19 protein-coding genes are annotated in these 22156 nt (G+C 62.6%); 6 read left to right on the top strand and 13 right to left on the bottom strand.

The genetic code is table 11. The features are described 5' to 3' along the window. Window positions 1-72: 72 nt before the first annotated feature. The 8 genes from ACN0X6_RS21065 to grpE all read right to left on the bottom strand — a co-directional run bounded on the left by ACN0X6_RS21065 (window position 73) and on the right by grpE (window position 10398). A complete protein-coding gene (locus ACN0X6_RS21065) occupies window positions 73-513 on the bottom strand; it encodes a DUF4149 domain-containing protein (protein WP_417706981.1) in 441 nt (146 codons plus the stop codon). Beyond that, the gene (gene greA / locus ACN0X6_RS21060) at window positions 491-967 is read right to left on the bottom strand and encodes a transcription elongation factor GreA (protein ID WP_417706980.1); all 477 of its coding nucleotides are present in this window, start codon (window positions 965-967) and stop codon (window positions 491-493) included. Before greA ends, ACN0X6_RS21065 begins: the two co-directional genes overlap by 23 nt. Then, a complete protein-coding gene (gene carB, locus ACN0X6_RS21055) occupies window positions 964-4185 on the bottom strand; it encodes a carbamoyl-phosphate synthase large subunit (RefSeq protein WP_196473589.1) in 3222 nt (1073 codons plus the stop codon). Before carB ends, greA begins: the two co-directional genes overlap by 4 nt. A gap of 36 nt (window positions 4186-4221) precedes the next feature. Beyond that, entirely contained in the window at window positions 4222-5370 is a 1149-nt protein-coding gene (gene carA, locus ACN0X6_RS21050) for a glutamine-hydrolyzing carbamoyl-phosphate synthase small subunit (protein WP_417706977.1), read from the bottom strand. Window positions 5371-5560: 190 nt separating this feature from the next. Further along, window positions 5561-6364: a 4-hydroxy-tetrahydrodipicolinate reductase gene (dapB, locus tag ACN0X6_RS21045; protein ID WP_417706975.1), complete on the bottom strand. Its 804-nt coding sequence runs from the start codon at window positions 6362-6364 to the stop codon at window positions 5561-5563. A gap of 47 nt (window positions 6365-6411) precedes the next feature. Beyond that, entirely contained in the window at window positions 6412-7539 is a 1128-nt protein-coding gene (gene dnaJ / locus ACN0X6_RS21040; RefSeq protein ID WP_021489335.1) for a molecular chaperone DnaJ, read from the bottom strand. A 135-nt stretch (window positions 7540-7674) separates the two neighbouring features. After that, entirely contained in the window at window positions 7675-9591 is a 1917-nt protein-coding gene (gene dnaK / locus ACN0X6_RS21035; protein WP_417706973.1) for a molecular chaperone DnaK, read from the bottom strand. Window positions 9592-9690: 99 nt separating this feature from the next. After that, window positions 9691-10398, bottom strand: coding sequence for a nucleotide exchange factor GrpE (gene grpE / locus ACN0X6_RS21030; protein WP_417706971.1), 708 nt, complete (start codon window positions 10396-10398; stop codon window positions 9691-9693). A gap of 19 nt (window positions 10399-10417) precedes the next feature. Here grpE and recN point away from each other — a divergent pair, with 19 nt between their 5' ends. After that, entirely contained in the window at window positions 10418-12094 is a 1677-nt protein-coding gene (recN, locus tag ACN0X6_RS21025; protein WP_417706970.1) for a DNA repair protein RecN, read from the top strand. 109 nt (window positions 12095-12203) lie between these two features. Here recN and fur read toward each other — a convergent pair whose 3' ends face one another. Beyond that, the gene (gene fur / locus ACN0X6_RS21020; RefSeq protein WP_003240531.1) at window positions 12204-12608 is read right to left on the bottom strand and encodes a ferric iron uptake transcriptional regulator; all 405 of its coding nucleotides are present in this window, start codon (window positions 12606-12608) and stop codon (window positions 12204-12206) included. A gap of 94 nt (window positions 12609-12702) precedes the next feature. Between fur and ACN0X6_RS21015 the strand changes: the two genes are divergently transcribed. Beyond that, complete coding sequence (locus ACN0X6_RS21015; protein ID WP_417706968.1) at window positions 12703-13221, top strand: outer membrane protein assembly factor BamE; 519 nt, start codon at window positions 12703-12705, stop codon at window positions 13219-13221. Between the two features lie 69 nt (window positions 13222-13290). On the opposite strand, the gene ACN0X6_RS21010 is transcribed toward ACN0X6_RS21015, so the two are convergent. Genes ACN0X6_RS21010 through ACN0X6_RS21000 form a run of 3 tightly spaced genes read right to left on the bottom strand, consistent with a single transcriptional unit; the run spans window position 13291 to window position 15442 of the window. Beyond that, window positions 13291-13611: an RnfH family protein gene (locus ACN0X6_RS21010; RefSeq protein WP_417706966.1), complete on the bottom strand. Its 321-nt coding sequence runs from the start codon at window positions 13609-13611 to the stop codon at window positions 13291-13293. Further along, window positions 13604-14038, bottom strand: coding sequence for a type II toxin-antitoxin system RatA family toxin (locus ACN0X6_RS21005; RefSeq protein ID WP_160017270.1), 435 nt, complete (start codon window positions 14036-14038; stop codon window positions 13604-13606). Before ACN0X6_RS21005 ends, ACN0X6_RS21010 begins: the two co-directional genes overlap by 8 nt. Beyond that, window positions 14039-15442, bottom strand: a complete 1404-nt coding sequence (locus ACN0X6_RS21000) for a sodium-dependent transporter (protein WP_417706964.1) — start codon at window positions 15440-15442, stop codon at window positions 14039-14041. It lies immediately after the preceding gene. 138 nt (window positions 15443-15580) lie between these two features. Between ACN0X6_RS21000 and smpB the strand changes: the two genes are divergently transcribed. Beyond that, window positions 15581-16063, top strand: a complete 483-nt coding sequence (smpB, locus tag ACN0X6_RS20995; protein ID WP_017675350.1) for an SsrA-binding protein SmpB — start codon at window positions 15581-15583, stop codon at window positions 16061-16063. A 219-nt stretch (window positions 16064-16282) separates the two neighbouring features. Here smpB and ACN0X6_RS20990 read toward each other — a convergent pair whose 3' ends face one another. Next, complete coding sequence (locus tag ACN0X6_RS20990; RefSeq protein WP_417706962.1) at window positions 16283-17056, bottom strand: FCD domain-containing protein; 774 nt, start codon at window positions 17054-17056, stop codon at window positions 16283-16285. Between the two features lie 295 nt (window positions 17057-17351). On the opposite strand from ACN0X6_RS20990, the gene ACN0X6_RS20985 reads away from it, so the two are divergent. From ACN0X6_RS20985 to dld, 3 genes are all read left to right on the top strand, one after another. After that, window positions 17352-19046: an L-lactate permease gene (locus ACN0X6_RS20985; protein WP_417706960.1), complete on the top strand. Its 1695-nt coding sequence runs from the start codon at window positions 17352-17354 to the stop codon at window positions 19044-19046. An 82-nt stretch (window positions 19047-19128) separates the two neighbouring features. After that, a complete protein-coding gene (gene lldD / locus ACN0X6_RS20980; protein ID WP_192980665.1) occupies window positions 19129-20268 on the top strand; it encodes an FMN-dependent L-lactate dehydrogenase LldD in 1140 nt (379 codons plus the stop codon). A 4-nt stretch (window positions 20269-20272) separates the two neighbouring features. Then, entirely contained in the window at window positions 20273-21985 is a 1713-nt protein-coding gene (gene dld / locus ACN0X6_RS20975) for a D-lactate dehydrogenase (RefSeq protein WP_417706957.1), read from the top strand. Window positions 21986-22156: the final 171 nt, after the last annotated feature.

Genomic DNA, 22156 nt, shown 5'->3' with positions numbered 1-22156 from the left:
GGCGCTTGCATCGCGATCACGGGCAAGCATGGCGTGCCCTGATCGCGAATCAATTCGCGCGTGAAAGCGTCGTTAGCGCCTGACCGGCGCACCGGGCACGGGCTGCAGCACCAGCAACAACCCGCAAAATGCCATCACCAGATAGCTGAAGCGCAGCCAGTATTCGACCTCGGGCCAGTAGCGCAACACAGCGAAGTAGCTCAGGGCCATGACCGCAACGGTCAGCAGCAGTTGCCCACGCATATCCCGCAACAGGCTCGACAGACCTTCGCTGCGCAGCAAGGCAAAAGCCTGCAGCGCAACGCACACCGCCGTCAGACCGACCAGCAGCGGCACCAGCCGCGTGGCTATCTCCTGCACCAGCAGAGGCGCCAGACCGCTTTGGCCGATGGCCGGCAGAATGACGAACTGCAACAGCCACAAGCCGCCCACCCAGAGGGTCTGGGCCAGCTGCCAACTGACGGCAGCCGCCCGAGACGGTTGTTGCGGTTCAGATATGACGGACTTCGACAATTTCGTACTCGATCAGGCCACTGGGGGTCTGCACCGCGACTACGTCACCCTCGCTCTTGCCGACCAGGGCACGGGCGATGGGCGAGCCGACGGAGATCTTGCGCTGCTTGATGTCGGCTTCGTCCTCGCCAACGATCTGGTAGGTCACGCTTTCGTCAGTCTCGACGTTGGCGATTTCCACCGTGGCGCCGAAGATCACCTTGCCGGTGTGCTCGATGGTGGTGACATCGATGATCACTGCATTCTGCAGACGACCTTCGATATCACGCACACGCGCCTCGACCATGCCCTGCTGCTCACGTGCAGCGTGGTACTCGGCGTTCTCCTTGAGATCACCCAGTTCGCGGGCCTCACCGATGTCCTGACTGAGTTTCGGGCGAACCACCTTGGTCAGGTGCGCCAGCTCTTCTTCCAGGGCGCGAGCGCCCTGGACGGTCATTGGGTATTTGATCATGCCTTGATTCCTGCATGCAGATCCTGCAGCCGGCGCACAGTCTTCTCCGGGCCGAACTTGAGCGCTTCACAGACCGCCTGCCCCGCCGCGATGGTGGTGGTGCAGTAGATCTTGTGCTGCAGGGCGTTACGACGGATCGAGTAGGAGTCAGCAATCGACTGACGCCCCTCGGTGGTATTGATGATCAGGGTCACTTCGTCGTTCTTGATCATGTCGACGACATGCGGACGACCTTCAGTCACCTTGTTCACTCGGCGAACTGGCAGACCAGCCGCCTCGATCACCTTGGCAGTGCCGGCAGTGGCAACCACTTCGAAGCCCAGCGCGACCAGATCACGGGCGACCTGAACGGCTTCCGGCTTGTCATCTTCACGTACGCTGATGAAGGCGCAACCGGAGTTCGGCAGGATTTCGCTGGCACCCAGCTGGGCCTTGGCGAAGGCTTCGCCGAAGGTGTCACCGACACCCATGACTTCACCGGTGGACTTCATCTCCGGGCCGAGGATCGGGTCGACGCCCGGGAACTTGGCGAAGGGGAATACCGCTTCCTTGACGCTGAAGAACGGCGGGATGATTTCCTTGCTGTAACCGGCCTCGGCCAGGCTCTTGCCGGCCATGACGCGCGCAGCCACCTTGGCCAGCGACTCGCCGACGCACTTGGAGACGAACGGCACGGTGCGCGAGGCGCGCGGGTTCACTTCGATGACGTAGATGTCCTCGCCCTGCACGGCCATCTGCACGTTCATCAGACCGACCACGCCGAGTTCCAGGGCCATTTTCTTGACCTGGTCGCGGATCTCGTCCTGGATGTGCATCGGCAGCGAGTACGGCGGCAGCGAGCAGGCGGAGTCACCGGAGTGCACGCCGGCCTGCTCGATGTGCTGCATGATCGCGCCGATCACCACGGTCTCGCCGTCGCACACCGCATCCACGTCCACCTCGATGGCGCAGTTGAGGAAGCGATCGAGCAGCACCGGGCTGTCGTTGGAGACCTTCACCGCTTCGCGCATGTAGCGCTTGAGCTCTTCTTCCTGGTAGACGATTTCCATCGCCCGGCCGCCCAGCACATAGGACGGACGCACCACCATCGGGTAACCGATGTTCTTCGACAAGGCCAGCGCTTCGTCTTCGCTGCGCGCCGTGGCGTTGGCCGGCTGGCGCAGGTTCAGGCGCTGCACCATCTGCTGGAAGCGCTCGCGGTCTTCGGCGCGGTCGATGGCCTCCGGGCTGGTGCCGATGATCGGCACACCCGCTTCTTCCAGCGCGCGGCAGATCTTCAGCGGGGTTTGGCCGCCGTACTGGACGATGACGCCCTTGGGCTGCTCGACGCGGACGATTTCCAGCACGTCTTCCAGGGTCACCGGCTCGAAGTACAGGCGGTCGGACGTGTCGTAGTCGGTGGAGACGGTTTCCGGGTTGCAGTTGACCATGATGGTCTCGTAACCGTCTTCACGCATGGCCAGCGCGGCGTGTACGCAGCAGTAGTCGAACTCGATGCCCTGACCGATACGGTTGGGGCCGCCACCGAGGATCATGATCTTCTCGCGGCTCGATGGATTGGCCTCGCACTCTTCCTCGTAGGTCGAGTACATGTAGGCGGTGTCGGTGGCGAACTCGGCGGCGCAGGTGTCCACGCGCTTGTACACCGGCAGCACCTTGAGCTTGTGGCGATGGGCACGCAGGCTCTTCTCGGACACACCGAGCAGCTTGGCCAGACGCGCATCGGAGAAGCCCTTGCGCTTGAGCTTGAACATCAGGTCGCGATCGATGGCCGACAGACCCAGGGTCTGCACGGTGGCCTCGTCCTTGACCAGATCCTCGATCTGCACCAGGAACCACTCGTCGATACGGGTCAGCTCGAACACCTCGGCAACGCTCTTGCCGGCACGGAAGGCATCGGCCACGTACCAGATGCGGTCGGCACTGGGCACGGTCAGTTCGCGGCGCAGGGTGCTTTCGGCTTCCGGATCGTTCAGGTCGAGCTTCGGATCGAAGCCGGCAACACCTACTTCCAGGCCGCGCAGGGCTTTCTGCATGGACTCCTGGAAGGTACGGCCGATGGCCATGACTTCGCCCACGGATTTCATCTGGGTGGTCAGGCGGGCGTCGGCTTTCGGGAATTTCTCGAAGGCAAAGCGCGGCACCTTGGTCACCACGTAGTCGATGGCCGGCTCGAACGACGCCGGGGTGCGACCGCCGGTGATGTCGTTGGACAGTTCATCAAGGGTGTAACCGACAGCCAGCTTGGCGGCGATCTTGGCGATCGGGAAACCGGTGGCCTTGGAAGCCAGCGCCGAGGAGCGGGAGACGCGCGGGTTCATCTCGATCACGACCATACGGCCGGTGTTCGGGCAGATACCGAACTGCACGTTGGAGCCGCCGGTTTCCACGCCGATCTCGCGCAGCACCGCCAAGGATGCGTTACGCAGGATCTGGTATTCCTTGTCGGTCAGGGTCTGTGCCGGCGCGACGGTGATCGAGTCACCGGTGTGCACGCCCATCGGGTCGAAGTTCTCGATGGAGCAGACGATGATGCAGTTGTCCTTCTTGTCGCGGACCACCTCCATCTCGTATTCCTTCCAGCCGATCAACGACTCGTCGATCAGCAGCTCGCTGGTCGGCGACAGGTCGAGACCGCGAGCACAGATTTCTTCGAACTCTTCACGGTTGTAGGCGATGCCGCCACCGGTGCCACCCATGGTGAAGGACGGCCGGATGATGCACGGGAAGCCGACCTTCTCCAGTACGCCGTAGGCATCTTCCATGCTGTGGGCGATACCGGATACCGGGCAGGCCAGGCCGATGTCCTTCATCGCCTTGTCGAAGCGCGAACGGTCTTCAGCCTTGTCGATGGTGTCGGCGTTGGCACCGATCATCTCGACGCCGAATTTCTCCAGCACACCATGGCGCTCCAGATCCAGCGCGCAGTTCAGCGCGGTCTGGCCACCCATGGTCGGCAGCAGGGCGTCGGGGCGCTCCTTCTCGATGATCTTGGCCACGGTGGCCCACTTGATCGGCTCGATGTAGGTGGCGTCGGCCATCGACGGGTCGGTCATGATGGTGGCCGGGTTGGAGTTCACCAGGATGACGCGGAAACCTTCTTCCTTCAGCGCCTTGCATGCCTGGGCGCCGGAGTAGTCGAACTCGCAGGCCTGACCGATGACGATGGGGCCGGCGCCGAGGATCAGGATACTTTTGATGTCTGTACGTTTTGGCATTTTTTCTCTCTCGAATCCTTGGGTCAGTCGGCGGGCTTAGCGGCGCTTGGCCATGGCTTCGATGAAGCGGTCGAACAGCGGGGCGACATCGTGTGGGCCCGGGCTCGCCTCAGGGTGGCCCTGGAAGCTGAAGGCGTCCTTGTCGGTACGCTCGATGCCCTGCAGGGTGCCATCGAACAGCGACTTGTGGATCGCACGCAGATTGCCTGGCAGGCTGCTTTCGTCCACAGCGAAACCGTGGTTCTGGCTGGTGATCATCACCACGCCGCTGTCGAGATCCTGCACCGGGTGGTTGGCGCCGTGGTGGCCGTGGCCCATTTTCAGGGTCTTGGCACCGGAAGCCAGGGCCAGCAACTGATGGCCGAGGCAGATGCCGAATACCGGGATATCGGTTTCCAGAACGTCCTTGATCGCCTTGATCGCGTAGTCGCACGGCTCGGGATCGCCAGGACCGTTGGAGAGGAACACACCATCAGGATTGAGCGCCAGCACGTCGCTGGCTGGCGTCTGTGCCGGTACCACAGTCAGGCGGCAGCCACGCTCGACCAGCATGCGCAGGATGTTCAGCTTCACGCCGTAGTCGTAGGCGACCACGTGGTAAGGCAGCTCACTGGCCGGAATTTCCGGATGGCTGTCGGACTGCAGGTTCCAGGTGCTTTCGCGCCACTCGTAGCGCTCGGTGCAACTGACCACCTTGGCCAGGTCCATGCCCTTGAGGCCCGGGAAGCTGCGCGCCAGCTCCAGTGCTTTCTCTTCCGTGGCGTCGTCACCGACCAGGATGCAGCCATTCTGCGAACCCTTCTCGCGCAGGATGCGGGTCAGGCGGCGAGTATCGATGCCAGCGATGGCGACGGTGCCGTTGGCCTTCAGGTATTCGTCCAGCGGTTGCTTGTCGCGCCAGTTGCTGGAGATCAGCGGCAGGTCACGAATGATCAGGCCAGCGGCCCAAACGCGGTTGGACTCGGCATCTTCCGGCGTGGTGCCGGTGTTGCCGATGTGCGGGTAAGTCAGGGTAACGACCTGCTGGGCATAGGATGGATCGGTAAGGATTTCCTGATAGCCGGTCATGGCGGTGTTGAACACCACCTCTCCGATCGTCTGGCCATCGGCCCCGATGGAATCGCCGCGAAAAATGCTGCCGTCAGCAAGGGCCAAAATGGCAGGTTTGGGGGCTGGCTTAGTCAAGAAGACCTCCGTCTCGATCAAGGCTTGAAGCAAACGCAGGTTGTAAAAAAGCGGGATGACGTGTGAAGGTCATCCCGCTTTTTTATTTGAGCCATTCTGCGTAACTTTTAGTGGACACACTAAAACAGGAAGCTTACAGGAAAACCCTTTTTCGGTCCACCCGATAAGACGCCTCAGCCACACATTCGCATCAGCGCAGACCCAGCACGTCCTGCATGTCATACAGAGCGGCATCACGCCCCTGCAGCCACAGCGCAGAACGCACCGCGCCCTTGGCGAAGGTCATGCGACTGGAGGCCTTGTGCGTGATCTCCACACGCTCGCCATCGGCGGCGAACAGCACGGTGTGATCACCCACCACGTCACCGGCACGCACGGTGGCGAAGCCAATGGTTTCGCGCTCACGCGCGCCAGTCTGACCTTCACGACCGTAGACAGCGACCTTCTGCAGATCACGCCCCAGCGCATCAGCAACCACTTCACCCATGCGCAGCGCGGTGCCGGATGGCGCATCGACCTTGTGCCGGTGGTGGGCTTCGATGATCTCGATATCCACGTCATCACCCAATACACGGGCAGCGGTATCCAGCAGTTTCAGGCACAGGTTGACGCCGACGCTGAAGTTGGCGGCGAAGACGATAGGAATCTGCTTGGCCGCTTCGCTCAGCTGCTGCTTCTGCTCAACGGTGAAACCGGTGGTACCGATGACCATGGCCTTGCCCGCCTGGCGGCAGACTTCCAGGTTCTTCAGCGTCACCGAGGGATGAGTGAAGTCGATCAGCACGTCGAAATCATCGACCACTGCGGCCAGATCACCCGCCAGGGTCACGCCGATCTTGCCCAACCCCACCAGCTCACCGGCATCGGCACCGATCAGGCTGCTATCGGCGCGGTCGATGGCGGCGCTGAGTTTGGCGCCCTCGGCCTGGCTGACAGCCTCGATCAGGGTCTTACCCATACGCCCGGCGGCGCCCATCACTGCAATACGTTGCATACATCAGCTCCAAGCTGTCGCCCCGGCATCACCGGGGCGCTTTGGGATTAAACGTCGCCGAAGAAGCGCTTCACACCCTCGAACCAGCCACTGGCCTTGGGCGAGTGAGAATCGTCACCCTGCAGCGACTTGCGGAACTCATCGAGCAACTCGCGCTGACGCTTATTCAGGTTGACCGGCGTCTCTACCGCGACGCGGCACATCAGATCACCCGCCGCACCACCGCGCACCGGGGCCACGCCCTTGCCACGCAGACGGAACAGTTTGCCGGTCTGAGTACCTTCCGGAATCTTCAGCTTGACCCGACCGTCGAGGGTCGGCACTTCCAGTTCGCCACCCAGCGCCGCATCCGCGAAGCTGATCGGCACCTCGCAGTACAGATGCTTGCCATCACGCTGGAAGATCGCATGCTCACGGACGTTGACCACCACATAGAGGTCACCGGCCGGGCCGCCATGCGTACCGGCCTCACCTTCGCCGGACAGACGAATGCGGTCACCGGTGTCGACACCTGGCGGCACCTTGACCGACAGCGTCTTGCTCTCTTCCACGCGCCCCTGACCATGGCAGCTGCCGCAGGGGTCGGTGATCATCTTGCCGCTGCCGTGGCAGCGCGGGCAGGTCTGCTGTACGGAGAAGAAGCCCTGCTGCATGCGCACCTGACCGATACCCCCACAGGTGGTACAGGTAACCGGGCTGGTGCCCTTCTTGGCGCCTGAACCATCGCAGGTCTTGCAGCCGACCAGGGTCGGTACGCGGATGGTCACGGTGGTGCCGCGCACCGCTTCTTCCAGATCCAGCTCGAGGGTGTAGCGCAGATCCGAGCCGCGCTGGGCGCCGCCACGCGAACCGCCGCGAGCGCCGCCGAAGAAGTCGCTGAACACGTCGCCGAAGATATCGGAGAAGTTGGCGCCACCGAAACCGGCGCCACCGCCGCCGCCCATCTGCGGATCGACCCCGGCGTGACCGTATTGGTCGTAGGCCGAACGCTTGGCCGCGTCGGAAAGTACTTCGTAGGCCTCGTTGGCCTCCTTGAACTTCTCTTCGGCGTCTTTGTCGTCCGGGTTGCGGTCCGGGTGATATTTCATCGCCAGGCGCCGATAGGCCTTCTTCAGCTCGGCTTCGCTAGCGCCGCGCTCGACCCCCAGGATCTCGTAATAGTCACGTTTTGCCATAGTTGTGCTGCACTCTCAGATTCGTGAGCTCCAGATACGCCGACGCGGGAGAAGGCTCCCGCGCGGCGAATCCTGCCCGTCGCGAGCGACGGTGGAGCGTAAAGAAGAGGCGGCCCGCCGAGCAGGCCGCATCCCTTACTTGTTCTCCTTGACCTCTTCGAACTCAGCGTCGACTACGTCGTCACCGGCATCCTTGGCGTCGCCAGCGTCAGCCTGGGCGGCACCGCCCTGCGGCTGCTCGGCATACATCTTCTGCGCCAGCGGCGTGGTGGCTTCGGACAGTGCGTTCATCTTGGCCTCGATGGCAGCCTTGTCGTCACCTTTCACGGCCACTTCCAGTTCGCCAATGGCCTTCTCGATGGCCGCCTTCTCGTCGGCAGTGGCCTTGTCGCCTGCTTCGGTGAGCATCTTGCGGGTGGCGTGCACCAGCTGATCGCCCTGGTTACGCGCAGTGGCCAGCTCTTCGAACTTGCGGTCTTCCTCGGCGTTGGCCTCGGCATCGCGCACCATGCGCTCGATTTCATCATCGGACAGACCGGAGTTGGCCTTGATCACGATGGACTGTTGCTTGCCAGTGGCCTTGTCCTTGGCGGAGACGTGCAGGATGCCGTTGGCATCGATGTCGAAGGTCACCTCGATCTGCGGTACGCCACGCGGAGCCGGCGGAATCTCGGCCAGGTCGAACTTGCCCAGGGACTTGTTCTGCGCGGCCTGCTTGCGCTCACCCTGCAGCACGTGAATGGTCACGGCGCTCTGGTTGTCATCGGCAGTGGAGAACACCTGCGACTTCTTGGTCGGAATGGTGGTGTTCTTCTCGATCAGCGCAGTCATCACGCCACCCATGGTTTCGATACCCAGGGTCAGCGGGGATACGTCGAGCAGCAGCACGTCCTTGACGTCACCGGCCAGAACGGCGCCCTGGATGGCTGCCCCCATGGCCACGGCTTCGTCCGGGTTGACGTCCTTGCGTGCTTCCTTGCCGAAGAACTCGGTCACCAGCTTCTGCACCAGCGGCATGCGGGTCTGGCCGCCGACCAGGATCACATCGTTGATCGAACCGACGTCGACACCGGCATCTTTCAGCGCGATGCGGCAAGGCTCGATGGTGCGCTGCACCAGATCCTCGACCAGCGATTCGAGCTTGGAACGGGAGATCTTCACGTTCAGGTGCTTCGGACCGGTGGCATCTGCGGTGATGTACGGCAGGTTGACGTCGGTCTGCTGGCTCGAGGACAGCTCGATCTTGGCCTTCTCGGCAGCTTCCTTGAGGCGCTGCATGGCCAGCGGGTCACCCTTGAGGTTCATGCCGGTTTCTTTCTTGAACTCGTCGACGAGGTAGTCGATCAGACGAATGTCGAAGTCTTCACCGCCAAGGAAGGTGTCACCGTTGGTGGCCAGCACTTCGAACTGGTGCTCGCCATCGACTTCGGCGATCTCGATCACCGACACGTCGAAGGTACCGCCACCCAGGTCATAGACGATCACGGTGTGGTCGCCCTTGGCCTTGTCCATGCCATAGGCCAGCGCAGCCGCAGTCGGCTCGTTGATGATGCGCTTGACGTCCAGACCGGCGATGCGACCGGCATCCTTGGTGGCCTGACGCTGGCTGTCGTTGAAGTAGGCCGGAACGGTGATGACCGCTTCGGTGACCGGCTCGCCCAGGTAGTCCTCGGCGGTCTTCTTCATCTTCTTGAGAATTTCAGCCGAGATCTGCGGCGGCGCCATCTTCTGGCCGTTGACTTCGACCCAGGCGTCACCGTTGTCAGCCTTGGCGATCTTGTACGGCACCATCTGAATGTCTTTCTGTACGACTTCTTCGTCGAAGCGACGACCGATCAGACGCTTCACCGCATACAGGGTGTTGTGCGGGTTGGTCACGGCCTGACGCTTGGCCGACTGACCCACGAGAATTTCACCGTCGTTGGCGTAAGCGATGATGGACGGCGTGGTACGAGCGCCTTCGGCGTTCTCGATGACCTTGACGTTGCCATTTTCCAGAATGGAGACACAGGAGTTGGTGGTCCCCAGGTCGATACCGATAATTTTGCCCATGAATGTTCTCCCGAAACTTTGATTTTTCCGTCGCCTCGTTTCTCGGGCGCCGGCAGCACTAAAACGCTTGACTTAAAAATGGGGTCGTTACGGCTGATTTCAAGCCTGCTCGTCGATACTCGGCGGCGGCGTCATTGGCGCCTTGCTGACCACGACCATGGCCGGACGCAGCAGGCGACCATTGAGCAGATAGCCCTTCTGGAACACCTTGAGCACCGAATTCGGCTCGGCATGAATGCTCTCTTCCATGGCCATGGCCTGGTGATGCTCCGGGTTGAACGGCGCACCATGCGGGTCGATGGCTTCCAGGTTGTAGCGAGCCAGGGTGTCGTGGAACAGCTTGAGGGTCAGCTGCATGCCCTCACGCACGGCCTTGATCGACACATCGTCAGGGCTGGACAGCTCCAGGCCGCGCTCCAGGCTGTCGATTACCGGCAGCAGATCGCCAGCGAACTTTTCCAGCGCAAATTTGTGCGCCTTCTCTACATCCTGCTCCGCGCGACGACGCACGTTCTGCAGGTCGGCAGCCATGCGCAGCGACTGATCCTGCGCAGCGGCCAGTTGCTCTTCCAGCGTTTGCACGCGAGCAGCCAGGTCGTCACCAGGCACCACAGCCTCTGCTGCCTGCGCCTCGGAATTCTGCGTATCCAGGGTCTGTTCGTCAGCCATGCCTTTCTCCTCTCGAAAAAACTGGCGCGATACCGACTCGCGCTCCTGCCGCCTATATGGAGTCAATTCCACAGGTTTCAAGGGGCAATAGGGAGGATTGCCAGAGAAAGAAAAAACACTGTATAAATAACCAGACATCAATTCGGGAGCGTTCGCCATGCTGGTGCACCTGTCCATTCACAACTACGCCATCGTCGACCACCTGGACCTCGAGCTGGATGCCGGCATGAGCGCCATCAGCGGCGAGACCGGTGCCGGCAAGTCGATCATGCTCGACGCCCTCGGCCTGTGCCTGGGTGATCGCGCCGACAGCGGCGTGGTGCGCCCGGGAGCGGACAAGGCGGACATTCTCGCCAGCTTCGACCTGGCGGACATTCCCGAAGCCCGTACCTGGCTCGCCGAGCGGGATCTGGACAACGACGGCCCGTGCATCCTGCGTCGGGTGATCACCGCCGAAGGCCGCTCGCGCGGCTATATCAACGGCAGCCCCTGCCCGCAGGCCGACCTCAAGGCCCTTGGCGAGCTGATCATCGATATCCACAGCCAGCACGAGCATCAGTCGTTGCTCAAGACCGACACCCATCGCCGCCTGCTCGACGAATATGCCGGCAGCCAGGATCTCGCGCGCCAGGTGCAACTCGCCGCGCAGCGCTGGAAGCAGACGCGCAACGAGCTGGAACGTATTTCCAGCCAGGGTGACGAACAGCGCGCGCGCCACCAGTTGCTCAGCTACCAACTGGAAGAGCTGGAAAATCTGGCGCTGGGCGACAACGAACTGGAACAGCTGGAACAGGAGCACAAGGCCCTGAGCAATGCTGAAGCGCTGCTTGCGGCCTGTCGCCAGGTGCTCGACCTGTGCAGCGAGAGCGATGCCGGCAACGTCCTGTCGGCGCTGACCGCCAGCCTCAACCGCCTGGGCGCCTTTGGCGGCCAGGGCGGCGCCTTGAACGAAGCCAGCAACCTGCTGGCCAGTGCGCAGATCCAGGTGGAAGAAGCCGTCGGCGAGCTGAATCGCTTCCTCGATCACTTCGACGCCGACCCGGAGCGTCAGCAGTTTCTCGAAGAGCGCCTGGACAGCATCTACACCCTGGCACGCAAGCACCGCATCCAGCCCACCGAGCTGGCTGCCTTGCAGCAGCAGTTGTTCGAGGAGCTTGAAGGCCTGAATGCCGACGACCAGGCCAGCGAACGCCTGGCCGAAGAGCTGGCCGCCTATGAACGCCATTACCAGGAAAAGGCTGTCGAGCTCAGCGCACTGCGCAGCAATGCTGCCGAACGCCTGGCCGCTGCAGTTGCGCAGGAAATGCAGGCACTCGGCATGCCTGGCGGTCGTTTCAACATCCAGCTCCAGGCCATGAGCAGCGAAGAACCGCATGCCAGTGGCCTGGAGACAGTGGAGTTCCTGGTCAGCGCCAACCCTGGCCAGCCGCTGCGCGGCTTGGCCAAGGTGGCCTCGGGCGGTGAGCTGTCACGTATCAGCCTGGCGATCCAGGTGATCACCGCACAGACCTCGCGCGTACCGACCCTGGTGTTCGACGAAGTGGACGTCGGTATCGGCGGCCCGACTGCCGAAGTGGTCGGACAATTGCTGCGCCGCCTCGGCGAGCGCGGCCAGGTATTGTGCGTCACCCACCTGCCGCAAGTCGCCGCGCAAGGTCATCAGCATCTGTTCGTACACAAGCGCCGCGGCGAAGATGCCACGTCTACCGCCGTGAGCAAGCTGGACGAGAGCGGCCGAGTCGAGGAAATCGCCCGCATGCTCGGCGGCGTCGACCTGACCGAAGAGTCCCTGGCTCACGCCCGCAAGATGGTCACCAGCGCCCAGGCTGCCTGAAGCAACGTAGCCGGATGCGATCCGCGAGCGCCAAGCCACCGGATTGCATCCGGCTACGGCCAAGCAAAAAGGCGACCCGAGGGTCGCCTTTCTCATAGCGGCAGAAGAATCAGCTCTTCTTGCGTACGTACAGCACCAGGTTATGGTCGACCAGCTCGAAACCGTGCTCTTTGACGATCTCCTTCTGGCGCTTCTCGATCTCGGCGTCGAAGAACTCGATCACTTCACCGGAGTCGACACAGACCATATGGTCGTGATGGCCGCTGTCAGCCAACTCGAATACGGCATGGCCGCCATCGAAGTTGTGACGCACCACCAGGCCGGCGGCCTCGAACTGAGTCAGCACGCGGTACACGGTGGCCAGGCCAACGTCCTCACCCGCCTCCATCAGGGCCTTGTAGACATCCTCCGCACTCATGTGGCGGTGCTCGGCGTTGTCGAGCATCTGCAGGATTTTGACTCGTGGCAGAGTCACCTTCAGTCCAGCTTTGCGCAGTTCGTTATTTTCAACCATGGTCTGCTTTCTCATGGATGCTGCTTCGCAGCACCCTTCAATACGGGTATGATCCGGGGTTCAAGTTGCCCAAGATAGTGGAAGTCACCCTCCGATGCAAAAAACCAAGCTCTTGCTGACCAGCCTGTCGCTGACCGGGCTCTTCGCACTCGCCGGTTGTTCATTCCCCGGGGTTTACAAGATCGACATTCAACAGGGCAATGTCGTGACACAGGACATGATAGACCAGCTGCGCCCGGGAATGACCCGACGCCAAGTGCGGTTTATCATGGGCAACCCGTTGATCACCGACACCTTCCATGCCGATCGCTGGGATTATCTGTACAGCCTCCAGCCTGGCGGCGGTCAGCGCCTGCAGGAACGCGTCAGTCTGGTATTCGACGGCAGCGACCAACTGGTCGGTCTGGCCGGTGACTTCATGCCCGGCGTCAGCCGTGACCAGGCCATCCTGGGCGAAGGCAGCGACACCAGCAGCGCGCAGCCGCAGGCCAAACCACAGGACGAAACTCCGCCGGCACCAGGCTCCTTGCTGGAGCAGATTCAGCGTGAGGTGGATCAGGTCGAAACCGTTCCGGTCCCGACTCCCGAGCCGCTGGACACCGATCCGCAGTAACACGCGGACACGAAAAAGCCCGGAGCGAATCCGGGCTTTTTCATATCTACCGCCTTACGACCAAACGGGTCAGCTCGACTCTTCGCCGTCCTCCCTGGCCTTGGCTTTGGCCGCACGCTGCTTGCGTACCTCCTTCGGGTCGGCGATCAGCGGCCGATAGATCTCGACTCGCTCCCCTTCCTCCAGCACTCGCTCTTGCGGCTTGCCTACAGCCTTACCAAAAACACCCAGTGGCGCCTGGCTCAGATCCAGCTCCGGAAAGAACTGCTGCATACCCGAACGCAGCGCGGCCTCGCGCACCGTGGTGCCGACTGGTACGGACAGACGCAGGAGCTTCTGCCGTTCGGCAAGGGCGTAGACCACTTCGATGGCGATACTGGGCTTATCCATACAGCTGCTTGGCTCGCTGGCAGAAGGCATCGACCATGGTATTGGCCGCCTGATTGAACAACGGGCCCAGCGTGGCACGCACCAGTGGCCCGGCATAGTCGAAGGTCAGGTCCAGACTGATCTTGCACGCCTTGTCACCCAACGCCTTGAATTCCCAGACACCATGCAGGCTGGTGAAGGGCCCTTCCTGCAGGTTCATCTCGATACGCTGCCCAGGCTGCAGGACATTACGCGTGACGAAGCGCTGGCCGATGCCACCCTTGGCCACTTCGAGGCTGGCCAGCATGTGCGTTTCGCTGACCTCCAGTACCTCACTGGCGCTGCACCAGGGCAGAAACTGCGGGTAACCGGCCACATCGTTGACGAGATCGAACAGTGCCTGAGCCGGGTACGGCAGCAACGCCGAACGCTGGATTCGAGTAGCCATTTACTTGCTCAGCTCCGCGATGAAAACGATCAGCACGCCGATTGGCGCCACGACGCGAATCAGCCAGAGGGCCAGATTGAACAGCAGCGGGCTTCTGATGGACAACTCTTCACGCACAGCCTCACGGCTCAGCACCCAACCGGCGAACATGGCGAAAGACAGCCCGCCCAGCGGCAGCAGGATACGGCTGGTGAGGTAATCGATGCTGTCGAAGAACGTCTTGCCGCCCTCGGCGCCCCACTGCAACAGATGGAAACCGTCTTCGGCAAAGACGAAGAACTTGGCCTCGGCCCAAAGATTGAACGACAGCACCGTGCCCATCCCCAGCAGCCAGCACAGCAGCGCCAGCACGGCGGTTACCTGCGCGCGGCTGCGCCCGGTCTTCTCGACGAAGTAGGCCACGGCCGGCTCCAGCATGGAGATCGACGAACTCCATGCTGCGACAGCCACCAGCACGAAGAAGATCAGCCCCATCACCTGACCGAAAGCGATATTGCCGAAGGCAATCGGCAGGGTGACGAACATCAGTCCGGGGCCACCACCCGGCTCCAGGCCGGCGGCAAAGACGATGGGGAACAGCGCCAGACCCGCCGTCAGCGCCACCAGGGTATCGAGCACACCGACGGTCAGCACCGTAGCGCCTATCGAAGCCTTCTTCGGCATGTAAGCGCCGTAGACCATGATCGAACCCACACCCACGCTCAAAGTGAAGAAGGCATGACCCATGGCAGCCAGAATGCCGTCCTGCACCTTGCTCGGGTCGAAATGGAAGAGGAAGTCGAAACCTTCGCGGAAATGCCCGGTGGTAAAGCTGTAGCCCAACAGCACCAGCAACAGCACGAACAGCAGCGGCATCATGATACGCAAGCTGCGCTCCAGACCCGCCACCACCCCCTTGGCGATGACGAACGCGGTGATCAGCATGAACAGGCTATGCCACAGGGTCAGGCGCCACGGATCGGAAGTCAGACCGCCGAACGCCGCACCAGCCCCATCGGCGCTGATGCCGGTGAAGTCGCCACGGCCCATGCCGATGATGTAATCCAGCGACCAACCGGCGACCACGCTGTAGAACGACAGAATCAGTAGCGCGGCGACCATCCCCATCAGCGCAGCCAGCGACCAGTGCTTCGAGGCTCCGGCTTCGATCGCCAGGCTCTTCATCGCATTGACCGGGCTCTGCCGGCCGCGACGACCGATCAGGGTTTCCGCCAGCATGATCGGCACCCCCACCAGGGCGATGCAGAACAGGTACATGACGACGAACGCACCGCCGCCGTAGACCCCGGTCATGTAGGGGAATTTCCAGATATTGCCGAGACCGACCGCCGAACCGGTCGCTGCCAGAATGAACACCCAGCGACTGGCCCAGGCACCATGAATCGAAACGTTGTCGCTCGCCATTGCGGCCAAGACCCCATACTGCGGGAAAAAAGATCGCGCATTGTCGGAGATTCATCCGGCAGGCTCAAGCGCAAGCCGGCAACCGGCCAGGAGAGCCCCATAGCGCAGGCGCGGCCGACTCCCTATAATGCGTGCCCTATGGCTAAGCAAAAGAAACATCCTCAAGGCACCATCGCGCTGAACAAGAAGGCGCTGCATGACTATTTCATCGAACACAAGTTCGAGGCCGGCCTGGTGCTGTCCGGCTGGGAAGTGAAGAGCCTGCGTGCCGGCAAGGCACAGCTGGTCGACAGCTACGTGCTGCTCAAGGACGATGAGGCCTGGTTGATGGGCTGCCACATCACGCCACTGAAAACTGCCAGCACCCATGTCATCGCCGACCCGACCCGCACGCGCAAGCTGCTGTTGAACAAACGCGAGCTGGAAAAGCTGTTCGGCTCCGTACAGCAGAAGGGCTACACCGCCGTGGCGCTGTCGCTGTACTGGAAGCAGCATCTGGTCAAATGCGAGATTGCCCTGGCCAAGGGCAAGAAGGACTTCGACAAGCGCCACACCGAGAAGGAACGTGACGCCGACCGCGAGGTTCAGCGCGCGATGCGCAGCAAGGGCAAGGACGACTGAACGCAGCGGCAAGCTTCAAGCCGCAAGCCTCAAGAAAAGCTCAAGACGCAGGGCGAAGCGAAACGCAGGCAGACAGTCCGCCGCAACGCAGGCCGCCGCCGGTGCGGTGCGTGCGGCCTCGGCCGCAACATCCCGGAGGGTGCACCATGCGCACCAATCGCCCTTCGAGTCACAACCGGATTAGCGCAACGAGGGCCAGCAGCCGTGCGCAGGGCGTACCTACGGCCTGATAGCCCCGCGCCGCTGCGCCCGTTCCACCCGCCGCGCCTCCAATTGCACCTCCGACAGCACTTCCTGCACATAGTCGATGTGCTGATTGGATAGCTCGCGGGCCTCTTCCGCGCGCCCTTCGATGATCGCCTGGTACAGCGCGCGATGCTGCCCGATCAGCATGTCGCGGGTCTCTTCGCGCTGGGCATACATGCCACCGATGTTGGTCACCACGTTGCGCTTGAGCAAATCGAACAGACCACGAATGGTGTGCAGCAGCACCGCGTTGTGGCTGGCTTCGGCAATCGCCAGGTGAAAACGCGCATCGGCCGCCCCCTCCTCGGCGCGAGTCACCTTGCCGACTCGCGCGTAGCAATCCTGCAAGGCTTCGAACGCTTCGGTGAGACGCTGCCGGTCGATATCCGTGGCGCGCCTGGCCGCGTAGTAGGCGCAGGAGCCTTCCAGTGTGTGACGGAATTCCAGCAGGTCGCGCTGGGCATCCTCCTTGTGCTCCAGCAGTTGCAACAGCGGGTCACTGAAGGTCGAGCCAAGTGATTCGGCGACATAGTTACCGCCACCCTGACGACTGACCAGCAGCCCCTTTGCCACCAGTTTCTGGATCGCTTCACGCAGGGACGGACGAGATACACCGAACTGCTCGGCCAGCGCACGCTCTGCAGGCAGTCTCTCACCGGCACGCAAGGTGCCCTCGAGAATCATGGTTTCCAGTTGCGCGACGATGTCATCGGAGAGACGACGCTGCCGCACCTGACCTACTTCCATCACCCACATCTCCATTGGTTTGACCAGGCTGAAGGCCCGACAGGGCAAGCCTATAGCGCCCTTCTTCGCTGAACAAGCAAGCACACTACGACCAAAGTCTTAGCCTCCCGATTTGACAGTCCATTGAGCAACTTTTAACCTGAGCCCGCTGTTTTGTAAATTGGTATTACCAATTTAACCAACAAGAACAACAAACCATCGAGGTCACGCCATGACAGCCCTACGCGCTGCAAGCCTGTTCGATCACGCCTCATCCCTGCCGCGCCAGCTGCGCGTTCGTGTGGAGTAAGACTCAATGTCCAACGGAATTCTCGCCCTGCTGGCGTTCTCGCCGATTCTGCTCGCTGCCGTTCTGCTGATCGGTCTGCGCTGGCCGGCCAAACACGCCATGCCGCTGGTCTACCTGGTGACTGCCGCTGTCGGCCTGTTCGCCTGGGACATGACCTTCAACCGCGTCCTGGCCTCCACCCTGCAAGGCTTGCTGATCACCCTCGGCCTGCTGTGGATCATTTTCGGCGCCATCCTGCTGCTGAACACCCTCAAGCACTCCGGTGGCATCACCGCCATTCGTGCCGGCTTCACCACCATCAGTCCTGACCGGCGCATCCAGGCGATCATCATTGCCTGGTTGTTCGGCTGCTTCATCGAAGGCGCATCGGGCTTCGGTACGCCAGCCGCCATCGCTGCACCGCTGCTGGTGGCCATCGGTTTCCCGGCGATGGCAGCCGTGCTGATGGGCATGCTGGTACAAAGCACGCCGGTATCCTTCGGCGCCGTCGGTACACCGATCATCGTCGGCCTCAATACCGGCCTGGATACCGCCACCATTGGTGCACAGCTGGTCGAGCAGGGTTCGTCCTGGGCGCAGTTCCTGCAGTTGATCACCAGTGAAGTGGCGATCATCCATGCCACCGTTGGCGTGGTCATGCCGGTCATCATGGCGATGATGCTGACGCGCTTCTTCGGTCAGGAGAAAAGCTGGAAAGCTGGCCTGGAGGTCATGCCGTTCGCGATTTTCGCCGGGCTGGCCTTCGTCGTACCGTATGTCTTCACCGGCGTCTTCCTCGGCCCGGAATTTCCGTCGCTGCTGGGCGGCCTGATCGGCCTGGCCATCGTCACCAGCGCCGCACGCTTTGGCTTCCTGGTGCCGAAGAAGACCTGGGACTTCGCCCCGGCGGACAAATGGCCGAGCGAGTGGCTGGGCACCGTCGAGATGAAACTGGACGAACTGACCGCCAAACCGATGAGCGCACTGCGCGCCTGGCTACCCTATGTGCTGGTCGGCGCCCTGCTGGTTATCAGCCGTGTATTCCCGGAAGTGGGCAACGCGCTGAAAGCGGTAGTGGTGAATTTCCCGGACCTGATGGGCGAAGCCGGCGTCAGCGCCAACTTCCAGCCGCTGTACCTGCCGGGCGGCATTCTGGTTGCCGTGGTGCTGGCCACCTTCTTCCTGCATGGCATGAAGGCACGTGACCTGGGCAAGGCGGTGAAAGAGTCGTCCAGCGTATTGCTCAGCGCCGGCTTCGTGTTGCTGTTCACCGTGCCGATGGTACGTATCCTGATCAACTCCGGCGTCAACGGCGCCGAGCTGGCCAGCATGCCGATCCTCATGGCGCGCTGGGTGGCCGACAGCGTTGGCGGCATCTATCCGCTGCTGGCCCCGAGCATCGGTGCCCTGGGTGCCTTCATCGCCGGCTCCAACACCGTCAGCAACATGATGTTCAGCCAGTTCCAGTTCGGCGTCGCCAGCAGCCTGGGCATCTCCAGCGCGCTGATCGTCGCGGTCCAGGCCGTAGGCGCCGCCGCCGGTAACATGGTGGCAATCCACAACGTGGTAGCGGCTTCGGCCACCGTTGGCCTGCTCGGCCGCGAAGGCAGTACCCTGCGCAAGACCATCTGGCCGACGCTGTACTACCTGCTGTTCACCGGCATCATCGCGCTGGTCGCGATCTACGTGCTGGGTGTCAGCGATCCACTGATGCCCCGCTGATCCACCGGCAGTACCCGCCCCGACATCGTCGGGGCATTTGCCGTCAGGCTACGCTTCCCCTTTTCAGCAACAGGATGAGCCCATGATCATTTCTGCCTCGACCGACTATCGCGCAGCCGCTCAACGCAGGCTGCCGCCCTTCCTGTTCCACTACGCCGATGGCGGCGCCTACGCCGAGCACACGCTGCGCCGCAACGTCGCCGACCTGTCGGACATCGAACTGCGCCAGCGCGTGCTGAAGAACATGTCCGAACTGGACCTGTCCACCGAACTGTTCGGCGAGAAGATGTCGATGCCTGTCGGCCTGGCACCCGTCGGCCTGACCGGCATGTTCGCGCGCCGTGGTGAAGTGCAGGCCGCCAAGGCAGCAGCGGCCAAGGGCATTCCCTTTACCCTGTCCACCGTTTCGGTGTGCCCGATCGAGGAAGTGGCCCCGGCCATCGACCGGCCGATGTGGTTCCAGCTCTACGTGCTGAAAGACCGTGGCTTCATGAAGAACGCACTGGAGCGCGCCAAGGCCGCCGGTTGCTCGACGCTGGTGTTCACCGTCGACATGCCCGTACCCGGCGCCCGCTACCGCGACGCCCACTCCGGCATGAGCGGCCCGAACGCCGCACTGCGTCGCATGCTGCAAGCCATGACTCACCCGCAGTGGGCCTGGGACGTCGGCCTGCTGGGCAAGCCGCATGATCTGGGCAACATCTCCGCCTATCGCGGCAACCCGACCGGCCTGGCCGACTACATCGGCTGGCTGGGCGCCAACTTCGACCCGTCGATTTCCTGGAAGGACCTGGAGTGGATCCGCGACTTCTGGGACGGCCCGATGGTGATCAAGGGCATTCTCGACCCCGAAGACGCCCGCGATGCCGTGACGTTCGGCGCCGACGGCATCATCGTCTCCAACCACGGCGGCCGTCAGCTCGACGGCGTACTATCCAGCGCCCGCGCTCTGCCGGCCATCGCCGACGCGGTCAAGGGCGAACTGAAGATTCTCGCCGATTCCGGCATCCGCACCGGCCTCGACGTGGTGCGCATGCTCGCCCTTGGCGCCGACACCGTGCTACTCGGCCGCGCCTTCCTCTACGCCCTGGCCGCAGCCGGTGGCGCCGGGGTGAGCAACCTGCTCGACCTGATCGAGAAGGAAATGCGTGTGGCCATGGTGCTGACCGGCGCCAAGTCCATCGCCGAAATCACCCCGGACCTGCTGGTAAAGGAGCGCTGAGCCAATGACTGCTGCCGCCTCCATCACCCGTGACGCCCTGCTGGCGCAGATGCGCCAGATCGTCGGCAGCAGCCACGTGCTGACCGACGAACAAGCCACACGGCGTTTCCGCAAGGGCCACCGTACGGGGGAAGGCAACGTGCTGGCGGTGGTGCGCCCAGGCTCCCTGCTGGAGCAATGGCGCATCCTGCAGGCGGCCGTAGCGGCCGACCGCATCGTCATCATGCAGGCCGCCAATACCGGCCTGACCGGCGGCTCCACCCCCGACGGTGCCGACTACGACCGCGAGATCGTGCTGATCAGCACCCTGCGCATCACCGGCGTACAGCTGATCAACGATGGCGAGCAGGTGGTGTGCCTGCCCGGCGCCACCCTCGACCGCCTGGAACAGGCGCTGGCGCCACTGAATCGCGAACCGCACTCGGTGATTGGCTCGTCCTGCATCGGCGCCTCGGTGCTGGGCGGCGTCTGCAACAACTCCGGCGGCGCCCTGGTGCGTCGCGGCCCGGCCTACACCGAGCTGGCACTCTATGCGCAGGTAAAAGATGACGGTTCGCTGGAGCTGGTCAATCACCTGGGAATCGAGCTGGGCAACGATCCGGAGGAAATCCTCACCCGCCTGCAGAGCGGCGACTACACACCGCAGCAGGTACGCAACGAGACAACCGCCAAGGCCTCCGACGCTCGCTATGGCGAACACGTGCGCGACGTCGATGCCGACACTCCAGCGCGCTTCAACGCCGACCCGTCGCGCCTGTTCGAGGCCTCCGGTTCGGCCGGCAAGCTGTGCCTGTTCGCCGTGCGCCTGGACACTTTCCCGAAAGAGCCGAGCACGGTGTTCTACATCGGCAGCAACGACCCGCACGACCTCACCGAAGTGCGCCGTCACCTGCTGGCCAGGCTGCCGCGCCTGCCGATTGCCGGCGAGTACATCCACCGCACGGCCTTCGACATTGGCGAGAAATACGGCAAGGACACCTTCCTGGTGATCGACACCTTCGGCACATCCAAGGTACCGGCCGCCTTCGCGATGAAGAGCCGGGTCGATGGCTTCTTCGAGCGTTTCGGCCTGCGCGGGGTGACCGACAAGGTGATCCAGACCCTGATGAACCTGCTGCCCAGCCACCTGCCGGCGCGCATGCGCGAATACCGCGACCGCTTCGAGCACCACCTGCTGGTGCGCGTCTCCAACGACACGCTGGAGCAGACCCGCAGCTTCCTCAGCGAGTACTTCGCGAACAGCGCCAGCGGCGCCTGCTTCGAGTGCGATACCGATGAAGGGCGCAAGGCCTTCCTGCATCGCTTCGCCATTGCCGGTGCGGCGATCCGTTACCGCGAGTCACACCGCAGCAGCGTCGAGGACATCCTCGCCCTGGACATCGCCCTGCGCCGCAATGATCGTGACTGGGTCGAGACGCTGCCGGCCGAGATGGAAGAGCAGATCATCCACAAGCTCTACTACGGGCACTTCTTCTGCCATGTGTTCCATCAGGACTACATCGTCAGGAAGGGCATCGACCCGATCGAGATGGAGCACCGCATGTGGAAGCTGCTGGACGCGCGCCGCGCCGAGTACCCGGCCGAGCACAACGTCGGCCACCTGTACGTGGCAAAACCGGCGCTGGCGGGCTTCTACCGCGAGCTCGACCCGACCAACACCTTCAATCCCGGCATCGGCCATACCTCGAAGAAGAAGCATTGGGGCAATTGCTGCTAAGACGCTGAAGCTTTACGTAGGAGCGGCTTCAGCCGCGAAGGAGAAGAAATTCGCGGCTGAACCCGCTCCTACTAATCAGGTTTGATCGAGGATCGTAGATCCTATGTTCGGCCGCAAGCCTGTTGTCCGATCCTATTGCGATCAAAGGGTATTCCGGAACGCCAGACGGCG

It is taken from the genome of Pseudomonas sp. (genome assembly GCF_048269965.1).
GTDB lineage: Bacteria > Pseudomonadota > Gammaproteobacteria > Pseudomonadales > Pseudomonadaceae > Aquipseudomonas.
The sequence above is the reverse complement of the archived record's forward strand: the minus strand, read 5'-3'. Positions and strand labels throughout refer to the sequence as shown.

Coding starts and splice junctions, on each gene's coding strand:
- dnaK (WP_417706973.1), bottom strand. CDS start 9,591: ATGGGCAAAATTATCGGTATCGACCTGGGGACCACCAACTCCTGTGTC.
- dapB (WP_417706975.1), bottom strand. CDS start 6,364: ATGCAACGTATTGCAGTGATGGGCGCCGCCGGGCGTATGGGTAAGACC.
- ACN0X6_RS20985 (WP_417706960.1), top strand. CDS start 17,352: ATGTCCAACGGAATTCTCGCCCTGCTGGCGTTCTCGCCGATTCTGCTC.
- ACN0X6_RS20990 (WP_417706962.1), bottom strand. CDS start 17,056: ATGGAAGTAGGTCAGGTGCGGCAGCGTCGTCTCTCCGATGACATCGTC.
- greA (WP_417706980.1), bottom strand. CDS start 967: ATGATCAAATACCCAATGACCGTCCAGGGCGCTCGCGCCCTGGAAGAA.
- recN (WP_417706970.1), top strand. CDS start 10,418: ATGCTGGTGCACCTGTCCATTCACAACTACGCCATCGTCGACCACCTG.
- smpB (WP_017675350.1), top strand. CDS start 15,581: ATGGCTAAGCAAAAGAAACATCCTCAAGGCACCATCGCGCTGAACAAG.
- dld (WP_417706957.1), top strand. CDS start 20,273: ATGACTGCTGCCGCCTCCATCACCCGTGACGCCCTGCTGGCGCAGATG.
- grpE (WP_417706971.1), bottom strand. CDS start 10,398: ATGTCTGGTTATTTATACAGTGTTTTTTCTTTCTCTGGCAATCCTCCC.
- ACN0X6_RS21005 (WP_160017270.1), bottom strand. CDS start 14,038: ATGGCTACTCGAATCCAGCGTTCGGCGTTGCTGCCGTACCCGGCTCAG.
- ACN0X6_RS21000 (WP_417706964.1), bottom strand. CDS start 15,442: ATGGCGAGCGACAACGTTTCGATTCATGGTGCCTGGGCCAGTCGCTGG.
- ACN0X6_RS21015 (WP_417706968.1), top strand. CDS start 12,703: ATGCAAAAAACCAAGCTCTTGCTGACCAGCCTGTCGCTGACCGGGCTC.
- dnaJ (WP_021489335.1), bottom strand. CDS start 7,539: ATGGCAAAACGTGACTATTACGAGATCCTGGGGGTCGAGCGCGGCGCT.
- lldD (WP_192980665.1), top strand. CDS start 19,129: ATGATCATTTCTGCCTCGACCGACTATCGCGCAGCCGCTCAACGCAGG.
- carB (WP_196473589.1), bottom strand. CDS start 4,185: ATGCCAAAACGTACAGACATCAAAAGTATCCTGATCCTCGGCGCCGGC.
- ACN0X6_RS21010 (WP_417706966.1), bottom strand. CDS start 13,611: ATGGATAAGCCCAGTATCGCCATCGAAGTGGTCTACGCCCTTGCCGAA.
- fur (WP_003240531.1), bottom strand. CDS start 12,608: ATGGTTGAAAATAACGAACTGCGCAAAGCTGGACTGAAGGTGACTCTG.